Annotated in this window: 15 protein-coding genes, 2 pseudogenes and 1 riboswitch; of the genes and pseudogenes, 7 read left to right on the top strand and 10 right to left on the bottom strand. The window is 70.8% G+C overall.

Features of this window, described 5'->3' with window-relative positions; all coding sequences use genetic code 11:
* Positions 1-51: 51 nt before the first annotated feature.
* Positions 52-807, bottom strand: coding sequence for a metallophosphoesterase family protein (locus GFH49_RS08375; protein WP_196217904.1), 756 nt, complete (start codon positions 805-807; stop codon positions 52-54).
* Positions 808-1170: 363 nt separating this feature from the next.
* Here GFH49_RS08375 and GFH49_RS08370 point away from each other — a divergent pair, with 363 nt between their 5' ends.
* On the top strand, positions 1171-2967 hold the full coding sequence (locus GFH49_RS08370) for an AMP-dependent synthetase/ligase (RefSeq protein WP_155055154.1): 1797 nt from the start codon (positions 1171-1173) through the stop codon (positions 2965-2967).
* Between the two features lie 25 nt (positions 2968-2992).
* Here GFH49_RS08370 and GFH49_RS08365 read toward each other — a convergent pair whose 3' ends face one another.
* Complete coding sequence (locus tag GFH49_RS08365) at positions 2993-4609, bottom strand: GMC oxidoreductase (protein WP_456243053.1); 1617 nt, start codon at positions 4607-4609, stop codon at positions 2993-2995.
* A gap of 158 nt (positions 4610-4767) precedes the next feature.
* On the bottom strand, positions 4768-5910 hold the full coding sequence (locus tag GFH49_RS08360) for a glycosyltransferase family 4 protein (RefSeq protein WP_155055152.1): 1143 nt from the start codon (positions 5908-5910) through the stop codon (positions 4768-4770).
* Between the two features lie 110 nt (positions 5911-6020).
* Between GFH49_RS08360 and GFH49_RS08355 the strand changes: the two genes are divergently transcribed.
* Both GFH49_RS08355 and GFH49_RS08350 read left to right on the top strand, forming a co-directional pair.
* The gene (locus GFH49_RS08355; protein WP_196217894.1) at positions 6021-7256 is read left to right on the top strand and encodes a glycosyltransferase 87 family protein; all 1236 of its coding nucleotides are present in this window, start codon (positions 6021-6023) and stop codon (positions 7254-7256) included.
* Between the two features lie 100 nt (positions 7257-7356).
* Positions 7357-7569, top strand: a pseudogene (locus GFH49_RS08350) (ABC transporter substrate-binding protein); the annotation flags it as partial.
* 47 nt (positions 7570-7616) lie between these two features.
* Here GFH49_RS08350 and GFH49_RS08345 read toward each other — a convergent pair.
* The 5 genes from GFH49_RS08345 to GFH49_RS08325 form a co-directional block, all read right to left on the bottom strand.
* Complete coding sequence (locus tag GFH49_RS08345; RefSeq protein ID WP_155055150.1) at positions 7617-8774, bottom strand: hypothetical protein; 1158 nt, start codon at positions 8772-8774, stop codon at positions 7617-7619.
* A gap of 179 nt (positions 8775-8953) precedes the next feature.
* Complete coding sequence (locus GFH49_RS08340) at positions 8954-9964, bottom strand: C40 family peptidase (protein WP_155055149.1); 1011 nt, start codon at positions 9962-9964, stop codon at positions 8954-8956.
* A gap of 224 nt (positions 9965-10188) precedes the next feature.
* Positions 10189-11223: a C40 family peptidase gene (locus tag GFH49_RS08335; protein ID WP_155055325.1), complete on the bottom strand. Its 1035-nt coding sequence runs from the start codon at positions 11221-11223 to the stop codon at positions 10189-10191.
* 210 nt (positions 11224-11433) lie between these two features.
* Positions 11434-12777, bottom strand: a complete 1344-nt coding sequence (locus tag GFH49_RS08330) for an NYN domain-containing protein (RefSeq protein WP_155055148.1) — start codon at positions 12775-12777, stop codon at positions 11434-11436.
* A 37-nt stretch (positions 12778-12814) separates the two neighbouring features.
* A complete protein-coding gene (locus tag GFH49_RS08325; protein ID WP_037719539.1) occupies positions 12815-13054 on the bottom strand; it encodes a hypothetical protein in 240 nt (79 codons plus the stop codon).
* 167 nt (positions 13055-13221) lie between these two features.
* On the opposite strand from GFH49_RS08325, the gene GFH49_RS08320 reads away from it, so the two are divergent.
* From GFH49_RS08320 to GFH49_RS08310, 3 genes and pseudogenes are all read left to right on the top strand, one after another.
* Positions 13222-13959, top strand: a complete 738-nt coding sequence (locus GFH49_RS08320) for a rhomboid family intramembrane serine protease (RefSeq protein ID WP_155055147.1) — start codon at positions 13222-13224, stop codon at positions 13957-13959.
* Positions 13956-14237 carry an Lrp/AsnC family transcriptional regulator gene (locus GFH49_RS08315; protein ID WP_155055146.1) on the top strand — a complete coding sequence of 94 codons (282 nt, stop codon included), beginning with the start codon at positions 13956-13958 and terminating at the stop codon, positions 14235-14237. Before GFH49_RS08320 ends, GFH49_RS08315 begins: the two co-directional genes overlap by 4 nt.
* A gap of 9 nt (positions 14238-14246) precedes the next feature.
* Positions 14247-14675 (top strand): annotated as a pseudogene (locus tag GFH49_RS08310) (glycerate kinase); the annotation flags it as partial.
* Here the strand turns inward: GFH49_RS08310 and GFH49_RS08305 are convergent.
* On the bottom strand, positions 14630-15997 hold the full coding sequence (locus GFH49_RS08305) for an aminotransferase class V-fold PLP-dependent enzyme (protein ID WP_155055145.1): 1368 nt from the start codon (positions 15995-15997) through the stop codon (positions 14630-14632). The pseudogene GFH49_RS08310 and the gene GFH49_RS08305 sit on opposite strands and share 46 nt — an antisense overlap.
* A 127-nt stretch (positions 15998-16124) precedes the next feature.
* Positions 16125-16241: riboswitch (SAM riboswitch) on the bottom strand.
* Between the two features lie 76 nt (positions 16242-16317).
* Positions 16318-17382 carry an anthranilate phosphoribosyltransferase gene (trpD, locus tag GFH49_RS08300; protein ID WP_155055144.1) on the bottom strand — a complete coding sequence of 355 codons (1065 nt, stop codon included), beginning with the start codon at positions 17380-17382 and terminating at the stop codon, positions 16318-16320.
* A gap of 199 nt (positions 17383-17581) precedes the next feature.
* Between trpD and GFH49_RS08295 the strand changes: the two genes are divergently transcribed.
* Positions 17582-19261: an IS1182 family transposase gene (locus tag GFH49_RS08295; protein ID WP_155054089.1), complete on the top strand. Its 1680-nt coding sequence runs from the start codon at positions 17582-17584 to the stop codon at positions 19259-19261.
* Positions 19262-19272: the final 11 nt, after the last annotated feature.

Raw genomic sequence — 19272 nt, 5'->3', positions numbered from 1 at the left:
CGCGCCCGACCTGCCGACTTCACCCCCGTCACCCGGCTTGCCGGACGGCGCTCACCACTGAAGCGCCCACGGCTTGCCCGTCCCCGCGAAGTGCCCGACGTTCACGCACTCCGTGGCCCCGATCCGCATCCTGCGCACGAGCGGCTGATGGACATGGCCGAACAGGGCGTAGCGGGGCCTGGTCCGGTGGATCGCCGCCAGCAGCGCCCGGCTGCCCCGCTCGAAACGCCGCGCCACGGTGTCGTAGACCAGCTCGGGGACCTCCGGGGGGATGTGCGTGCACAGCACGTCCACCTCCCCCACCGCCTCGATCTTCGCCGCGTATTCCTCGTCGCTGATCTCGTACGGTGTGCGCATGGGGGTCCTGAGCCCGCCTCCCACGAACCCGAAGACCCGGCCCGCGATCTCCACCCGCTCCCCGTCGAGGACGGTCATGCCCGGCCCGGCGTAGTCGGCCCACAAGGCCGGCATGTCGACATTGCCGTACGTCGCATACGTCGGCGTCGGGAACGCCGCGAAGATCTCGGCGTACTGCTTGCGTACCGCCTTCTCGACCGCGGCGTCGCGGTCACCGCCGATGCCCGCCCACAGGCTCGCCCCGAACCGCCCTGCCTCCTCGAAGCGCCGGGCGGTGCGCAGCTCGACGATGCGGTCGGCGTTCTCGACGCCGAACAGGTCGGGGAAGATGCCGCGCGAGTGGTCGGCGTAGTCGAGGAACAGCACCAGGTCGCCGAGGCAGATCAGGGCGTCCGCGCCGTCGCCGGCTCTGGCCAGGTCGCGGGCGTTGCCGTGCACGTCACTGACCACATGAATGCGTGTCCCCCGGTTACCGGGCGGTGTGGGTGCCATGACGATCAAGGGTAGGGCCGTGCGATGTACGTGAACAGTGCGGGCTGGACCTGCGGTTACTGGCACGGCATCAAAACCGTGGACTACTGTGCGCGAAGAAGCACCAATCCGTGTGACGCAGCGAACATCTCGCCGGGACCCCCTGTCATAGAAGCCATACCGGCGGGTAACGTCCGGGCAGTCCAGTCGTACTCAGGATTTCAACAACGATCGCCTTCCACGGTGATCACGCGGGAATCGCTGAGTACCTGCCCGAGCCTTGGACCGCACCGTCGCAGCACACACCGTCGTGGCGCCGGCGCCCTATGAGGAGCAGCAGTCTTGCGCGAGTTCAGCCTTCCGGCCTTGTACGAAGTCCCCGCGGACGGCAATCTCACCGACATCGTCCGCAGAAACGCCGCGCAGCATCCCGACGTCGCCGTGATCGCCCGCAAGGTGGGCGGTACGTGGCAGGACGTGACGGCAGCCGCCTTCCTGACGCGGGTGCATGCGGCGGCCAAGGGTCTGATCGCCGCCGGCGTGCTGCCGGGCGACCGGGTCGGCCTGATGTCCCGTACCCGCTACGAATGGACGCTGCTCGACTTCGCGATCTGGTGCGCCGGCGCGGTCACCGTGCCGGTGTACGAGACCAGTTCGCCGGAGCAGGTGCAGTGGATCCTCGGTGACTCGGGCGCGACGGCCTGCATCGTGGAGACGGACGGCCACGCGGCCTCCGTCGAGTCGGTGCGCGACCGGCTGCCCGCCCTGAAGCACGTCTGGCAGATCGAGGCCGGCGGGGTCGAGGAGCTGGGCCGGCTCGGGCAGGACGTGTCCGACGAGACGGTCGAGGAGCGCAGCTCGCTGGCGAAGGCCGACGATCCGGCCACCATCGTCTACACCTCCGGGACCACCGGGCGCCCGAAGGGCTGTGTGCTCACCCACCGCAGCTTCTTCGCGGAGTGCGGGAACATCGTGGAGCGTCTGCGTCCGCTGTTCCGCACCGGCGAGTGCTCCGTGCTGCTCTTCCTGCCGCTCGCGCATGTCTTCGGACGGCTCGTGCAGATCGCGCCGATGATGGCGCCGATCAAGCTGGGCAACGTCCCGGACGTCACGAACCTCACGGACGAGCTGGCCGCGTTCCGGCCGACGCTCATCCTGGGCGTACCGCGCGTCTTCGAGAAGGTCTACAACAGCGCACGCGCCAAGGCGCAGGCGGACGGCAAGGGCAAGATCTTCGACCGGGCCGCGGACACCGCGATCGCGTACAGCAAGGCGCTGGACAGCCCCTCGGGCCCGTCGATCGGCCTGAAGATCAGACACATGGCGTTCGACAAGCTGGTCTACAGCAAGCTGCGGGCGGTGCTCGGCGGCAAGGGCGAGTACGCCATCTCCGGCGGCGCCCCGCTGGGCGAGCGGCTCGGGCACTTCTTCCGCGGCATCGGCTTCACGGTCCTGGAGGGCTACGGCCTGACCGAGTCCTGTGCCGCCACCGCCTTCAACCCCTGGGACCGGCAGAAGATCGGCACGGTCGGGCAGCCGCTGCCGGGTTCCGTGGTGCGGATCGCGGACGACGGTGAGGTGCTGCTGCACGGCGAGCACCTGTTCAAGGAGTACTGGAACAACCCGGCGGCGACCGAGGAGGCACTGGCCGACGGCTGGTTCCACACCGGGGACATCGGCACCCTCGACGAGGACGGCTACCTCCGGATCACCGGCCGCAAGAAGGAGATCATCGTCACCGCGGGCGGCAAGAACGTCGCCCCGGCCGTGATCGAGGACCGGATCCGCGCGCACGCGCTGGTCGCGGAGTGCATGGTGGTCGGTGACGCGCGGCCGTTCGTCGGCGCGCTGATCACCATCGACGAGGAGTTCCTGGGCCGCTGGGCGGCCGAGCACGGCAAGCCGGCGGGCTCCACCGCGGCGTCGCTGCGTCAGGACCCGGATCTGCTCGCGGAGATCCAGAGCGCTGTCGACGACGGCAACGCCGCGGTGTCGAAGGCGGAATCGGTGCGGAAGTTCCGCATTCTGTCCTCCCAGTTCACCGAGGATTCGGGCCACCTGACGCCGTCACTGAAGCTCAAGCGCAATGTGGTGGCGAAGGACTACACGGACGAGATCGAGGCCATCTACCAGAAGTAGACCGGCACGTGGGATCTTCGGGATCTCATGGCGCGGTGTCCTCGGCGAGGACCCGCGCCATCGTCCGTTCGGCGAGCGCGGTGATCGTCACGAAGGGGTTCACCCCGATCGACCCGGGCACCAGCGAGCCGTCGGTGACGTACATCTTCGAGTAGCCCTTCACCCGGCCGTAGTCGTCGGTCGCCTTCCCCAGCACGCAGCCGCCCAGCGGGTGGTACGTGAAGTCGTCGGCGAAGACCTTGCCGGCGGCGCCGAACAGGTCGTACCGGTAGATCGTCGCGTTCGCCGAGTTGATGCGGTCGAAGAGCTTCTTGGCCATGCCGACGGAGACCGCGCTCTGGCCGGCGGTCCAGCCGAGCTTCACCGAGCCGTTCGTGTACGAGAACGAGGCGCGCTCCGGGTTCTTGGTGATCGCCAGATAGAGGCTGACCCAGTGCTCCAGGCCCGTCGGCAGCGGGGCGATCTCGGCGAAGACGGGGTTGGCGGTGTTGGCCCAGTCGTCGATGCCCATGACGGGCATGGTCGACTGGTTGGCGCCGACCGTGTCCCACAGGTGGTTGGCGCGGCCCAGCATCACATTGCCGTTGGTTCCCCAGCCGGTGCCGACGTTCCTGTCCAGTGCGGGCAGGGTGCCCGTCTCCCGGGCGCGGACGAGGAGTTCGGTGGTGCCGAGGCTGCCGCCGCCGAGGAAGAGGTACGCGCAGCCGTACTCCTTGCGCTCGACGACCGCGCCGGTGTCGTCGATCCGGTCGGCGGTGAGCACATACGAGCCGTCGGTCTCCCGCCGTATCCCGGTGACCTTCTCCAGCGTGTGGATGGTGACGTTCCCGGTGCCGAGGGCCGAGGCGAGGTACGTCTTGTCGAGGCTGCGCTTGCCGTGGTTGTTGCCGTAGATGACCTCGCCGGCCAGGGCGGACCTGGTCGCCGTGCCGGCCGCCTCGCGCTGCATGTGGCCGAAGTCGTAGACGTTCGGCACGAAGGTGGTCTTCAGGCCGGTGTTCTGGGCGTGCTTGCGGGAGATCCGGGTGAACCGGTACCACTCGGTCGACTCGAACCAGGCCGGGTCGATGGTGTTGACGCCGAGCATGGAGCGGGCGCGCGGGAAGTACGTGCCGTACATCTCGGCGGTGTCGACGGCCGGGAACTGCTCGGCGAAGTACGACTGGAGCGGGGTGACGGCCATGCCGCCGTTGACCAGGGAGCCGCCGCCGACGCCTCGGCCGACGTACACGGACATGGCGTCGTAGCGGACGCGGTCCAGGACCCCGGGGTAGGGGCTGATGTCCCTGTTGACGACGTCCAGCCACAGGAACGTCGACACCGGGGCCTCGGTGCGGGTGCGGAACCACATGGACCGCCGGTCGGGGGCGCTGGTGGAGCAGAAGACCTTGCCGTCGGCGCCGCGGGTGTTCCACAGCCTGCCCATCTCCAGGACGAGGGTGCGGATGCCGGCCTGGCCGAGGCGGAGGGCGGCGACGGCGCCGCCGTAGCCCGAGCCGACGACGATGGCGGGCGCGGATTCGACTGCGTCGGGCTCGGCGGACCGGGCGGACTGGAGGCCGATGCGGGTGAACCCGAGGGTGGCGGCGGTCTGCAGTGCGGCCATACCGAGGATTTGACGTCTCGTCAGTTGACGTTGCATCAGTTTTGCTGTCATGTGCGCAGCATGTGCGGATTATTTGATTCCGCCTAGTGGGGTGCGGCGCTTTCGTCGTAGGCGGGTGCGGGTTGTGTGTGGTTGCTCGCGCCCACGCGGCGAGCCGCATGTCGGCACAGCCCCGCGCCCCTTAGAGCGTTGTACTACAGCAGCGTCTGCAAGTGTTCCGCCAGCAGGTCCCAGCGCCACTTCTCCTCGACCCACTCCCTGCCCCGCTCCCCCATCCTGCGGCGCAGCTCGGTGTCTCCCAGGAGGGTGGTGATGCGGTCGGCGGCTTCCTCCGGGGAGCCGCCGCGGACGACCCAGCCCGTCTCCCCGTCGAGCACCGCGTCCGGCGCCCCGCCCGAGTCGCCGGCGACCACCGGCAACCCGGTCGCGGAGGCCTCCAGGTAGACGATGCCGAGGCCCTCGACATCGAGTCCGCGCCGCCGCGTCCGGCACGGCATGGCGAAGACGTCGCCGGCGCCGTAGTGGGCGGGCAGCTCCGACCAGGGGACGGCACCGGTGAAGCGTACGGAGTCGGTCACGCGGGTCTGGGCCGCCAGCTTGCGCAGCTCCTGCTCGTAGGGGCCGCCGCCGACGATGAGCAGTACCGCCTCCGGCTCCTCGGCCAGGATCCGGGGCATGGCGAGGATCAGCGTGTCCTGGCCCTTGCGCGGCACCAGCCGGGACACGCACACGATCACCGGCCGGTCGGTGAGCCCGAGACGGGCCCGGACCGCGTCGCCTCCCGACTCGGGGTGGAAGGTCTTCTCGTCGACGCCGGGCGGCAGCCGAACCATCCGCGAGGCCGCGTCCGCCGTCAGCGCGCCCGCGATGCGTGAGCGGGTGTACTCGCCGAGGTAGGTCATCGTGTCCGTGGACTGACCGATCCGGCGCAGCAGCTGACGCGCGGCGGGCAGCTGGGCCCACCCCGCCTCGTGCCCGTGCGTGGTCGCCACCAGCCGCTCGGCACCGGCCGCCCGCAGCGCCGGCGCCAGCAGCCCGAGCGGCGCCGCCGCCCCGAACCACACCGACGTGCACCCGTGCCCCCGCAGCAGCCCGACCGCACGCCGGGTGACCTGCGGCGTCGGCAGCAGCATCGTCGTACGGTCGCGTACCACGGTGAAGGGCTGCTCGGCGTCGAAGGCGGCGGTGGCCTCGGTGCCCTCCCGGCCGCGCTTCCAGGTGGACGCGTAGACGACGAGTCGCTCCGGGTCGAGCCGTAGCGCCATGTTGTGCAGGAACGCCTGGATACCGCCGGGCCGGGGCGGGAAGTCGTTCGTCACGATCAGGGTCTTGTCCATCGCGGCCGACCCTACCGGGCGCCTCCGTGTGGCCGTGCTCTCATGGCCCACCCACAGGCGGGTGGGAAATCATGACTGCCGGACCGGACAGGAACGTGCGAGGGGTTCAGGTGGACATTGCGGGCGCAAGGCGGTCGCCGGTGTGGCTGCTGGGGACCTGGGGTCTGACCCGGCTGGTGCTGCTGCTGTTCGTGTTCAAGGTGTACGTCTTCCCGGGGCCGGACGTCACCAGCGATGTGTCGGTCATCTACCAGGGCTGGTACGAGGTGCTGCGCACCGGCACGTTCCCGCTCGACGACGTCACCTGGCAGTACCCGCCCGCCGCGGCCCTCGCGATCCTCTCCCCCGCGCTGCTGTCCTTCCTGGACTACGCGAACGCCTTCTTCGTCCTCGCCTTCCTCGCCGACCTGGCCGTCCTCACCCTGCTCCGGTACGCGGGCCGGCGCCCCGGCCGGTCGCTGCGCGGCGCCTGGGTGTGGGTGGCGGGCGTCCCGCTGCTGGGACCGACCGTGTACGCGCGGTACGACGTGATGGTCACGGCCGTCGCGGTGGCCGCGCTGCTCGCCGGAGCCCGGCACCCGCGCGTGCTGGGCGCGCTGGCCGGATTCGGCGCGATGGTCAAGGTGTGGCCGGTGCTGCTGCTGGTCGGCGCGGTGCGGCGGCGGGCCTGGGCGGCGGCCGCGGTGACCGTCCTGGCGCTGGCCGCACTCTTCACCGCCGCGATGCCCGGCGCCTTCGCCTTCCTGACCTTCCAGCGCGACCGCGGCACCGAGGTGGAGTCGCTGGGCGCCCTCGTCTTCCAGGTGGCCCGGCAGTTCGGCTGGAGCGGGGAGGTGCTGCTCAACTACGGCTCGGTCGAATTCCTCGGCCCGTACGTGAGCGTCGTGAGCACCGCCGCGCTGGCCCTGACCGGGCTCGCCTTCGGCTGGCTGCTGCTGTGGCGGCTGCGGGCCGGACGGTTCCCGGCGCACACCCTCGCCGACGCGGCCTTCGTGGCGGTACTGATGTTCACGACGACGAGCCGGGTGATCAGCCCCCAGTACATGGTGTGGCTGGTCGGCCTGGCCGCCGTCTGCCTCTGCTTCCGCGCCAGTCCGATGCGGGTGCCGGCGGCGCTGGTCCTGGCCGCGTCCTTCGTGACGGTGCTGGAGTTCCCGGTCTTCTTCGCACACGTCGTGGCCGGCGACTCCCTCGGCGTCACCCTCCTGTTCGTCCGCAACGGCCTCCTGGTGCTCGCCACCGTCGTGGCGGCCCGGGAGCTGTGGCGGTCGACCGTGCCGGGCTCCGCCGCACGGCCCCGGACCGCCTCGGCCGCCCGCGCCGAGGAGACCTCGGTCCCTTCCTGACCGTGCACCGTGCACAATCCGGGGGACCGTACGAGACCGGCGTGTTCGCCGGCACGTCAGGACGACGGCGATCGCATCAGGACAGGGGAGACGCCAGCACATGAATACGCCATCATCGCCGCCCGGAGCGGGGCGGGCTGACGGGGATTCCGTCCGGTTCGGCGCGCTCGTCCCGCTGACTCGGCCCGGCTGGGTGGAGGCGGGCCGGCACTTGCTCGCCGGGCTCGAACTGGCCGTATCCGAAGTCAATGCCGGAGGAGGGACCGGCGGAAGACCGCTGGAGCTGGTGGTCCGGGACACCGCGGCCGATCCTTTCGGATCCTTCACACCGGCTGAACCGGTACGAGACGAGCGGGTGCGTCAGCCGAACTGGGCCCGCACATACTCCCGCCACTGCTCGGTGAACTCCGCCGGCGTCGTCCCGAGCACCTCCTTCATCGCGTCCTCGACGGCGCCCGCCCGCTCCGGGTGGGCGCCGACGGCACGGTAGAACTCGCCGAGCCGCGCCTCGCCCCAGTGGTCCGCGATCAGCCGGCAGGCCATCCAGCCGCTCTCGTAGGCGCGCGCGAGCCGGGCCGCGTCGCCGGAGAAGCCGAAGTCCGCGTCCTCGGGCAGCGCGGCCGGCGCCTCCCCCGCGGACACCGCTCGCTCCAGTTCGGGCGCGGCCTCGGCCGGTGTGCGCCCGGAACCCCGGTAGCCGACCCAGTCGGCGTATCCCTCGGAGAGCCAGAGGGGAGTCGCGGGGCCGGTGTGGGCGCGGGTGGCGACATGGGTGGTCTCGTGGGTGAGCACGACCTGCTTGCCGGTGTCACCGAGGACGCCGTACGCGTCGGGGTTGACGATCACCCGGTCCGCGGGCGCCGTCGCGGAGGCGCCGGTCTCGCCGGTGGTGACCGCGGCGATCCCCCGGTACGAGGAGGCGGGCGAGCCCAGCAGCCGCGCCATGTCCTCCAGGGACTTCGGTACGAGGACGACGACGTGCCGGGACCAGTCCGTGCCCCACGCCGCCGACACCGCGGGCACCGCCCGGTCCGCCAGCCCCGCGAACTCGCCCAGCCGCTCCCTGGACTGCCCGACCCCCATCACCAGGCTCTGCTCACCCCGTACGACGCTCACCGCGCCCTGGTCCCACAGCTGCTCGGCGGACTTCCGCTCGGGCCGCTCCGCCTCGACGTACCACTCCCCCTCGTCGTCCTGGCTGAGAGTGAGCGTGCGACCGACGGTGACGGGCGCCTTGTCGTAGCCCTCGACGCGGTAGCGCAGCTCGGCCTCGGCGGTCGCCGTGCCGCCCGTGTCCCGCACGCTCGTGACCCGGTACGACCAGTCGGCGAGGGGCACCTCCCGCAGATTGCCGAACCAGCCCGGCGCCCCCGTGCGCAGGAAGGCCGCCCGGTCCCGGCCGAGTATCGCCGCCGCCCGGATGTCGAGGACCCGCTGCACCTCGTCCTCGGTCCTGTCGGCCGCCGGCCGGCCGCCGCACGACACCAGGGCGACGAGCAGCAGACAGAGCGCCACCACCAAGCGCTCCGCTGAATGTGCGGTGCGCCGGCCGCGGGCCGGCGGGGGCTGGTCGCGCGGTTCGCCGCGCCCCTTACGGGGCGCTGTACCGCACCGGACGTCACCCGTCCCGTTCAGGGATCCCGACGCCCGCCCTCGACCAGCCACGACCCCGATCGTACGGGGCAGCCGAGTGCGGGTCAGACCCTGGTGACCGAGTTGACCGGCATCATCCCGACCGGGTCGTAGCGCACGGGTGCGCCGGGGTACGGCGCGTGGATCACCTGGCCGTTGCCCATGTACATGCCGATGTGGGAGGCGTCGTGGTAGGTGACCAGGTCGCCGGGCCGGGCTTCGGAGAGCGGGACCTGTGTGCCCGCTCCGGCCTGGGCCTGCGACGTGCGCGGCAGGGCGACCCCGGCCTGCGCGTACGACCACTGCATCAGGCCCGAGCAGTCGAAGCCGCTGGGACCGTTGGCGCCCCAGACGTACGGCCTGCCCACCGCGGACATGGCGGCGGCGACCGCGGCGGCGGCGCGGCCCGAGGGCGGGACGGCGCCGCCGAGGTCGGGCAGGTCGTAGCGGCCGGAGCGGGAGGCACGGCCGTAGGCGGCGCGCTCGGCGTCCGGCAGCGAATTGAGCAGTTGCCGTGCCTGCGCGAGCTTGCGTTCGACGGTCTTCTTGTGCGCGGCGACGGCCTCGCGGCTCTTCTCCAGCTCGGCGAGTTTCCGGGTCGCCTCCACGCGCTCCCGGCCGAGGACGCGCATCGCGTCCTGGAGATCCTTCAGCTCGCCCGCCTGGCGGGCGGTGATCCGGTCGAGGACGGACGCCTTGTCGAGGTAGTCCTCCGGGTCGTCGGAGAACAGCAGGGCGAGGGAGGGATCGATGCCGCCGGAGCGGTACTGGGCGCCGGCCAGCGAACCGAGCGTCTCCCGCATCGTGTTGATGCGCTCCTGCTGCCGGGCGATCCGGTCCTGGGCGGCGGTGACCTGCCCCCGCAGCTTGTCGGTGTGTTCGTCGGCCTTGTTGTAGGCCTCGGTGGCCTTCTCGGCCTCCCCGTAGAGGCGGTCCACCTCGGCACGGGTGTCGTCGTACGGCGCGGCTTCCGCCGGAATCACGCCCAGGGCCGCGGCCGCGGCGGACAGTACGCAGACCGCGGCACTGGCGCCACGGTCGAATCCGGTCGGTGCAAGGCGACGATGGGACCCCACAGGAAGCCGCACTCCTTCCGCTGGCGGACAAGGACCTTCCCCGGCAAGGAGAAGCGCGGCAGACAGTAGCCCCGTGGTGGGGTGACGGCCAAAGACCCTCGCGGACACGCAACGTGACGCCCCGCCTCAGACGCAGGTCATCGGCGGGGCGCGGGGTCAGGTTCGGCGGTTGTGATTCGCCCGAACGGGCGGCACGCTGTGTTGATCTTGGGCTGGGAGCGGGCTCAGATCCGGACGCCGAACTGGAACGGCATGTTATTGATCGACTCGTAGCGCACGACCGTGCCGGTGCGGGGGGCGTGCAGCACCTGGCCGTTGCCCGCGTAGAAGCCGACGTGGTGCAGATCGCCGTAGAAGAGGACCAGGTCGCCGACCTTGAGGTCGCTCTGCGAGTAGATGCGCGTGCCGGCGCTGGCCTGGGCCTGTGAGGTCCGGGGTATGGAGACGCCGGCCTGGGCGAAGGCCCAGGAGGTCAGGCCGGAGCAGTCGAAGGAGGACGGGCCGGAGGCGCCGTAGACGTAGGGCGAGCCGAGCACGCTCTGGGCGGCCTGGAAGGCGGCCATGGCCCGGCCGGAGGCGGCGCCGGTGTTGCCGAGGTCCACGCGCTCGGAGGCGGAGCGGCTGGCGCGGGCGTCCTCGGCGGCGAGGGCGGCCTTCTCGGCGGCCGTCAGGGAGTTGAGCAGCTTCTGCGCCTCGGCGAGCTTGCCCTGGACTTCCTTCTTCTTGCTGCCCAGCTCGGTGCGGGTGGCGGCGAGGTCCTTGAGCTTGTCGGACGCCTCGGCACGGTCCTGGGCGAGTTCGCGCTGCTTGTCCTGGATCCTGTTCAGCTGCTCGACCTGCTGGGCGCTGAGCTGGTCGGCGGTGGTCGCCCGGTCCAGGTAGTCGTCCGGGTCCGACGACAGGAAGAGCTGGACGGACTCGTCCACGGAGCCGGTGCGGTACTGGGCGGCTGCCGCCAGGCCCATGTCGTCGCGCAGCTCGTTGAGCTCTTCCTGGCCGCGGGCGACGTTGTCCTGGATGGTGGAGATCTCCTTCTGGAGCTTCTCCTGCTTCTCCCTGGCCCCGTTGTACTTCTCGGTGGCCTGCTCCGCCTCTTCGTAGAGCTTGTCGACCTTGGCCTTGACCTCGTCCTTGCTCGGCTGCTCGCTGGGCGCGGCATTGGCGGCATTGGCACTGAAGGCCACGGCAGCGGCAGCGGCGGTGGTCAGCACGGTCACGCGCGTGCGACTGGGCTGCTTGGGTCGACGATGGAACGCCACGGAGGCGAACTCCTTCTTGTGAGTGATCACCCGCTCGGAGGTTCGAAGCCAGACCTTAGTGACCCGGTTGTGATCAGTTCAAATCCCGGGGCGAAAAATCCTGGTTACGGACCGCATTCTTTACTCGCAACTCACATGCAGTGATGCACGATTGACACTACGTTGCGTGACAGATCCGCCAATTCGGGCATTAAACCTGTACGTCGACCTTCAGGACAGTCGCTTGAGAAGCACCGCAGACGCCACCGGACGGGCGCCCGCCTTCGCGACCCCGTCGGCCACCTCGCGGTCGGTCGAGGCGACGATGACCGGACGCCCCGGCGGCTCGGCGCGCACCAGCTGGCGGATCAACTCGTCGGCGGTGACGCCCGGTTTGGAGAAGAGAACCCGCACACCTCTCGGCGGTGCGAGCAACACCGGCGCCGCCAGCTCGGCGCCGTCGAAGACACAGGTCACCTCCGCGCCGGTCTGCGCGGCGAGTTGCGAGAGCTGCCCCAGCAGCCGCAAACGCTGCTTCTCCAGCGGCATTTGGGGATAGCCGGTCTTGGTGACGTTGTAGCCGTCGACGACCAGATGTGCCTGCGGCAGCGCCAGAAGCTGATCGAGGATCGCGGGGTCGTTTTCGGACAACGCCCGCGCCGCGATGTCCTTGGGGGTCATTCGTCCCGGTTCGACCGCATCCACGGTCTCGGCCGGACGTACCGACACCGGCGGCAACGCCAGTTCCCGCCGCAGCCCCTGGGCCGCGTCGAGCACGGTGTCCAGCAGCAGCCGTACGCGCATGTCCTCGACGCTGCGGCCCTCCCTGGCCGCCCGGCGGGCGGCCTCCAGGGCGGCCTCCGCCTCCCCCAGCCGCGACTTCAGCCGCCGGCTCTCGCTCTCCGCGGCGGACACCTGCGCCTGTGTCTCGGCGCGTACGGCCTCGATCTCGCCGTGCACCTTGCGCAGCGCCGCCTCCCCCCGCCTGACGTCACTGAGGGCAGCGCGCAGCTTGCGGTGCAGCGCATCGGCTTCCTTCTTCGCCGAGTCCAGCTCGGTGCGCAGCCGCTCGGTCTCGGCCCGGCTCTGGTCACGGACCCGGTCGAGTTCGGTGCGCAGCCGCTCCAGTTCGGCGCGGCTCTCGTCGTCGGCCCGCTCGGCGTCGGCGCGCTGGGCCTCCTCACCGGCCGCGGTCACGAGCTTCACCCAGCCGGTGGGGCGCAGCACATAGGCCGCGGCCGCCACGTCGAGCGGGTCCGCGGCCGGGGGCGGCGAGCCGGAGTCGAGGGCGCCGGACAGCTCCGGCTGCGCCTCTCTGAACTTCTCGCCGATGCGCTGCCGGAACAGCGGTTCGGTCTCCAGGGCCGCCGCCATCGCGTTGCCGGCGAACCTGACCCGACGATTGGGGGCGAACCGGGCATACTGCCGCAGCTGTGCGGGCAGTTCGGGGACGGTCAGCCCGCCGAAACCGTCCGAGACGATCTGCACGACCCGCCGTCGCACCCCGTCGGGCAGCGGACGGTCGAGCACCTCAGCGGCGCCGTCGCCCGGCCCCCCGCCTGCGCTCTCCACCATCCGTCACACCCCATTACCTGTGCGGGGGCCACTCCCGTCAGGAGCCGGCGCCCGGCCTGTCCACGAGTTCCACCTGGTCCACTGCGTTGCACCAGCGACAGCGCACCGATTCGATCGTCTCACTGACCACTTCGCGCTCCTCCACCTTCGGCTCCCCGGCAAGATCGAGGTGGACGTACTCGACGACCTTCGACGAGCGGGTCACGTCGAAGCGCGTGAGATTGCCGCAGAGGGTGCAGCGCCACCGCGTCGAGGCGGTCGGCAGGGGAACCGTCATCGTGACTGTTCGCTTTCCTTCTAGTGTCCGTGTCACGCCAGCTTCCCTGACGCGTGTGGCTCGTAACCCTACGGCCTGGCGCGTACTCGACGCCCGTCCGTCCACCGGCCGGTCCGGCGGCGAGGCGGTCTGTGACGCTGCGTCCCGTTACGTCATGCTCTGTGGTCATGATCAGCAACTGGAGCGCATCGGCGGTCAAGGCCATCCGGATCCCGTCCGCCCCGATGACGTACACCCTGATCGCCACCTGCTGTCTGCTCTTTCTGGCCGGCCCGGCGGCGGGGCTCAATCCGGCGTACGGCTCCGGCGACGCGCTGCTCGCCGCCCAGCGGCACTACTTCCACCGCTGGGGGGTGGTCCCCGCAGAGCTGTTCGAGGGCTCCCCGCGGGCGACGCTCACTCCGGCCACGGCCCTGTTCGTCCACGGCAGCTGGGTGCATCTGCTGGGCAACATGCTCTTTCTCTACGTCTTCGGGGCGATGACCGAGGAACGGATGGGCCGCATGCAGTTCACCCTCTTCTACGTCGGCTGCGGCTATCTGGCTTTGCTGGCCTACGCGGCTGCCAACGCCGACTCCGAGCAGGCCCTGGTCGGTGCCTCCGGGGCGATCTCGGCGGTCCTCGGTGCGTTCCTGTACCTGTTCCCCCGAGCCCGGGTGACCAGTCTCCTGCCGTTTCTCTTCTTCCTTCCCCTGCGCTTTCCGGCCTGGGTCGTCCTGCCCTTCTGGGCGGTGCTGCAGTGGCTGGCGGCGACCCGCGACTCCCACGGTCCGAGCGTGGCCTACCTGGCCCATCTGACCGGCTTCGGCCTGGGCCTCTGTTACGCGTGGGCCAGATTCGGCCGTACGACTAGAGTGAGGCGGACCCCAGCTTCGCCGGCCCCCGAGAGAGAGAAACAGCCGTGATCACCGCGATCGTGCTCATCAAGACCAGCGTGGACCGGATCCCCGAGATCGCGGAGTCGATCGCGGCTCTGGACTCCGTCAGCGAGGTCTTCTCCGTCACCGGCACCTACGACCTGATCGCCATGGTCCGGGTGAAGCAGCACGAGGATCTGGCCGACGTCATCCCCGGCCGCATCAGCAAGATCCCCGGCGTGGAGGCGACGGACACGCATGTGGCGTTCCGTACCTACTCCCAGCACGACCTGGAGGCGGCGTTCGCGATCGGGCTCGACAGCTGAGGGTGCCGCCAGGAGTTGTCGGCCGGTTTGCGGCACTGGGCCGAGGCCTCACCCGCGACCTGACCCGCACCGGCACCGATCTGCACGGCGGTCCCGGCATCGGCGCCTCCGGTGGCCTGGGCGCCGGACTCCTGCCCCGCTTCGACGTCCTGCTCGACCACCTCGCCCCGGACGCCGGGCCGGCCCGCGCCGACCTGGTGGTCACCGCCGAGGGCGCACTGGACCACCGGACGCCCCGCGGGAAGGTCCCCGCCGAGGTGGCACGACGGGCCAAGCTGCACGGACGCCCGGTGCCGGCCCTGGCCCGAGGCGCTGGTGCGGGCCTCGGAACTGCTCACCGACGCCACAGAGCGCGCGCTGGGGATGATCCTTCCGGGTGCCCGGCTACCCGTTCACGCGGAGGTGTCGGGCACGCAACGCCCGTCCTCCGTGCGGTAGTTCCACCGGGCGCCGTCCCGGACCAGCTCGGTCACCGCGTTCACGAACCGCTCGACGTGCTCGTCCGGCGTGCCCGCGCCGAAGCTCACGCGGATGGCGTTGAGGGACTTCTCGCCGGGCGCGGCCTCGGGAGCCCCGCACTCGCCCTGGGTCTGCGGGTCGCTGCCGAGCAGGGTGCGGACCAGCGGGTGGGCGCAGAACAGGCCGTCGCGGACGCCGATGCCGTACTCGGCGGAGAGGGCCGCGGCGAAGTGCGAGCTGTTCCAGCCGTCGACGACGAAGGAGATGACGCCGACGCGCGGGGCGTCGTCGCCGAACAGGGAGAGGATCCGGACCTCGGGGACCTCCGCTAGCCCCGCGCGGACCTTGGCGATCAGGTGCCGCTCACGGGCGACCAGGGTGTCGAAGCCCGCTTCCGTCAGGGCCTTGCAGGCGGAGGCGATGGAGTAGGCGCCGATGACGTTCGGGGAGCCCGCCTCATGCCGGGCGGCCGTGTCGTGCCACTCCACGTCCACTCCCCCGTCCGTGCGCCGGGACACCTTCCGGCTGGCGCCGCCGCCCGCGAGATACGGCTCGGCCGCACGCAGCCAGTCCGCGCGGCCGGCCAGCACGCCCGAGCCGAACGGGGCGTACAGCTTGTGGCCCGAGAAGGCCACCCAGTCCACGTCCAGGTCGCGGACGCTCACCGGGTGGTGCGGGGCCAGCTGGGCGGCGTCCAGGACGATCCGGGCGCCGTGCGCGTGCGCGGTCGCGGCCAGCTCTCGTACCGGCCACAGCTCGCCGGTGACGTTCGAGGCGCCGGTGACGCAGACCAGGGCCGGGCCGTCGGGGTCGCGGTCGGCGAGGGCGCGCTCCAGGGTCTCTACGGCCTGGCACGGGGTGCGGGGCGCGTCGAGGCAGGTGACGAGGGCGTCGCGCCAGGGCAGCAGGGAGGCGTGGTGCTCGGTCTCGAAGACGAAGACCTGGCAGCCGGCGGGGAGCGCGGCGGCCAGCAGGTTGAGCGAGTCGGTGGTGGAGCGGGTGAAGACCAGCTGGTCGTCGCTGCGGCAGTCGAGGAACTCGGCGACCGTCCCGCGCGCGTTCTCGAAGAGGTCGGTGGAGAGCTGGGAGAGGTAGCCGGCGCCGCGGTGCACGCTGCCGTAGTACGGCGCGTACGCCGCCACGTCGTCCCAGACCCGCTGGAGGGCGGGGGCGCTGGCCGCGTAGTCGAGCGCGGCGTAGGTGACCTCGCCGCCGGTGACGAGCGGGACAGTGACATCCCGGCCCAGAACGGGCAGCTGGGCACAGAGCGACTGGGCGGAGGCAGCGGTGAAGACAGACATGGGGGAACTCCCGTGGGCGTTTCAAGAAGAGCGAAATGGGTGTGTGGAGGCGGGGCTCGGCGCCCTATCGCATTCGCTTGCTCACGGAAGACTCCCTCGAACGACCAGGACCCCTGGTGTCGAGAGGGGCCCGCGCTTGCCGTAGACCTCGCTGCCTACGGCCTGGTCTTCACCCGGGGCACCCCGCCACGGACGGAGGGTTGCCGGACAGTCGGCCGGGGCCTCATGACTGTCACTCATGACCTGGACAGGAAAGTACGTCAGATGATCGACGTCCCGCAACCCGTGTCCGGATCGCGGGACATCCGTTCGGTGCCGCGCTACTTGTTGCTCGCGGCCACCCAGCGCTCCAGCGTCAGCTTCGCCGCCCCGGAGTCGATCGACTCCGCCGCCTTCGCCATCCCGTCGCGGAGCTGCTCGGCGAGCGGCGCCCCGGTCGGCTCCAGCGCCACCAGGGCAGCCGCCGAGTTCAGCAGTACGGCCTCCCGCACGGGACCCGTCTCGCCGTCCAGCAGACGCCGCGCGACCTCGGCGTTGAAGGACGCGTCGGCGCCGCGGAGCGCCTGCACCGGTACCTGTTCCAGGCCGACGTCCCGCGGGTCGAAGGACTCCTCGGTGACCTTGCCGTCGCGGACGGTCCACACCCGGGAGGTGGCCGTGGTGGTCAGCTCGTCCAGGCCGTCGTCGCCGCGGAACACCAGGGACGAGTTGCCGCGCTCGGCGAGGACGCCGGCCACGATCGGCGCCATACGGAGGTCGGCGACGCCCACCGCCTGGGCCCTCACCTGCGCCGGGTTGGTCAGCGGGCCGAGGAAGTTGAACGTCGTCCGGATCCCCAACTGACCGCGCGCCGCCGCCACATGACGCAGCGCGGGATGGAACTTCACCGCGAAGCAGAAGGTGATCCCGGCCTCCTCGGCGACCTCGGCGACCCGCTGCGGCGTCAGCTCCAGGTTGACGCCCAGCTTCTCCAGGACGTCCGAGGCCCCCGACGCCGAGGACGCGGCCCGGTTGCCGTGCTTGACGACCTTCGCGCCGGTGCCGGCGACGACGATCGCGGACATGGTGGAGATGTTCACGGTCTTCGCGCCGTCACCGCCCGTGCCGACGATGTCGACGGTCCGCCCCGGCACCTCGATCGCGTTCGCGTGGTCGTACATCGTCCGGACGAGCCCGGCGATCTCCGCCACGGTCTCGCCCTTGGCCCGCAGCGCCACCGCGAACCCCGCGATCTGCGCGTCGGTCGCCTCACCGCGCATGATCAGGTCCATCGCCCACGCGGTGTCGTCGGCGGACAGGTCACGGCCCTCCAGCAGGCCGTTGAGCAGCAGGGGCCAGGAACGGCCCGCCGCGGTGTCGCCTCCAGCGGGGGTCACAGCGCTCATAAGGCCGCTCCTGGGTGTCGTACGAGGGGAAAAGCCCTCGTGGAGAGAGTGTGGCCCCACCCTATCCAGCCGACAGCACGGCGAAGGACCCCGTCCGGTGATCGGACGCTGTTGGTTAATTCGGGCCCGTGCGTGACGTCGGCTCCCAAGACCCGGTTGTGGTCTTGGGAGCCGACGTTGTCGTATGGGGTGGGTGTCGATGTCTATGCAGCCGAGCGGGCCGGGCGAGATTCCGGTGGAGACGGTGCGGGTGGCGCGGGCCGCGTTCCCGAAGGGGAGCCTGGCGATCCGCGTCCGGGACGAGCTGGGACCGTTGTTCACCGACGAGGAGTTCGCGGATCTCTTCCCTGCGCGGGGGAAGCCTGCCTGGTCACCGGGGCGGCTGGCGTTGGTGCTGGTGTTGCAGTTCGTCGAGGGTCTCACCGACCGGCAGGCCGCCGAGGCGGTGCGGGCGAGGATCGACTTCAAGTACGCCCTCGCGCTGGAACTGACTGATCCGGGCTTCGACTTCTCGGTGTTGTCGGAGTTCCGCGACCGCCTCATCGAGGCGGAGGCGGGCAGGCGGGTGCTGGACGGCATCCTGGCCGCGGCCCGGGAGAAAGGACTGCTGAAGACGGCAGGCCGGGCCAGGACCGACTCCACGCATGTTCAGTCCGCGGCACGGGAGCTGTGCTGGCTGGAGATGGTGGCGGAGACGCTCCGTTCGGCGTTGAACACGCTCGCGCAGGCTGCCCCCGACTGGCTGGTGGAGGTTGCCGAACCAGAGTGGTTCAGGCATTACGCCACCCGGGCCGAGGACTCCCGGTTCCCCAAGGGCCAGGTCGGACGGGAGGAGGTCGGCAGGCGGATCGGGGCTGACGGGATGCGACTGCTTGAGGCCGTCTTCTCGCCCCGGGCGCCGGCCGGGCTGCGGGAGCTGGAGCCGGTCCAGATTCTGCGGCAGATGTGGGTTCAGCACTTCCACCTGACCGGGGGCGAGGTGCGGCGGCGGGACCCAAAAGACCGCCCGCCGGGCGCGACGCGCCTGGTCACGCCCTATGACCCCGAGGCGAGGGGCAGCAAGAAACGCGACATCCTGTGGGACGGATACAAGGCCCATCTCACCGAGACCTGCGAGCCGGACACCCCGAACCTGATCACAAACGTGGCCACCACCGACGCCACCGTCCCGGACAGCGTGATGGCCGGCCCGATCCACGCCTCCCTCGCCGAACGGGACTGCCTGCCCGGCGAACACTGGGTCGATGCCGGCTACCCCAACGCCGCCCAGGTCGTGGCCGCCCGCAGCGAACACGGCATCGCTCTGCACGGCCCGATGGCGGCCAACACCACGGCCCAGAAGGACGGCCCCTACGGACAGGACGCCTTCACCATCGACTGGGACAAACAGCAGGTGACCTGCCCGGACGGTATTACCAGCACGCAGTGGCACCACCGGCACTCGCAGCACGGCCAACCCGTCATCCGGGTTCGTTTCAACCCGGCCGACTGCCGCACCTGCACCCACCTGCGTGACTGCGTCAGCTCACCGAAGGCCGAACGCCGGGAGATCACCCTGCGCCACCGCGCCGAACATGAAGCCGTCCAGGCCGCCCGGACCGAGCAGCAGACCGACGTGTGGAAGGAACGCTACAAGATCCGTGCCGGGGTCGAGGGCACCATTTCTCAAGGCCTCCAGCGCTGCGGCCTGCGCAGATCCCGCTACCGGGGCCTGGCAAAGACCAGTCTCCAGCACCAGCTCACAGGCGCCGCCATCAACCTCACCCGCATCGACGCCCACCTCACCGGCACACCACGAGCCCGCACCCGCACCAGCCACTTCGCAGCACTTCGCCCCGCCGACCAAGTCGACGGGGCGAAGCAACAGGGCCCGAATTAACCAACAGCGTC

Origin of the sequence: Streptomyces blattellae, assembly GCF_009709555.1 — a bacterium.
In the GTDB taxonomy this organism is placed as follows: domain Bacteria; phylum Actinomycetota; class Actinomycetes; order Streptomycetales; family Streptomycetaceae; genus Streptomyces; species Streptomyces blattellae.
Note: the sequence above shows the minus strand (reverse complement) of the source record. Positions and strands in the feature narration are given on the sequence as shown.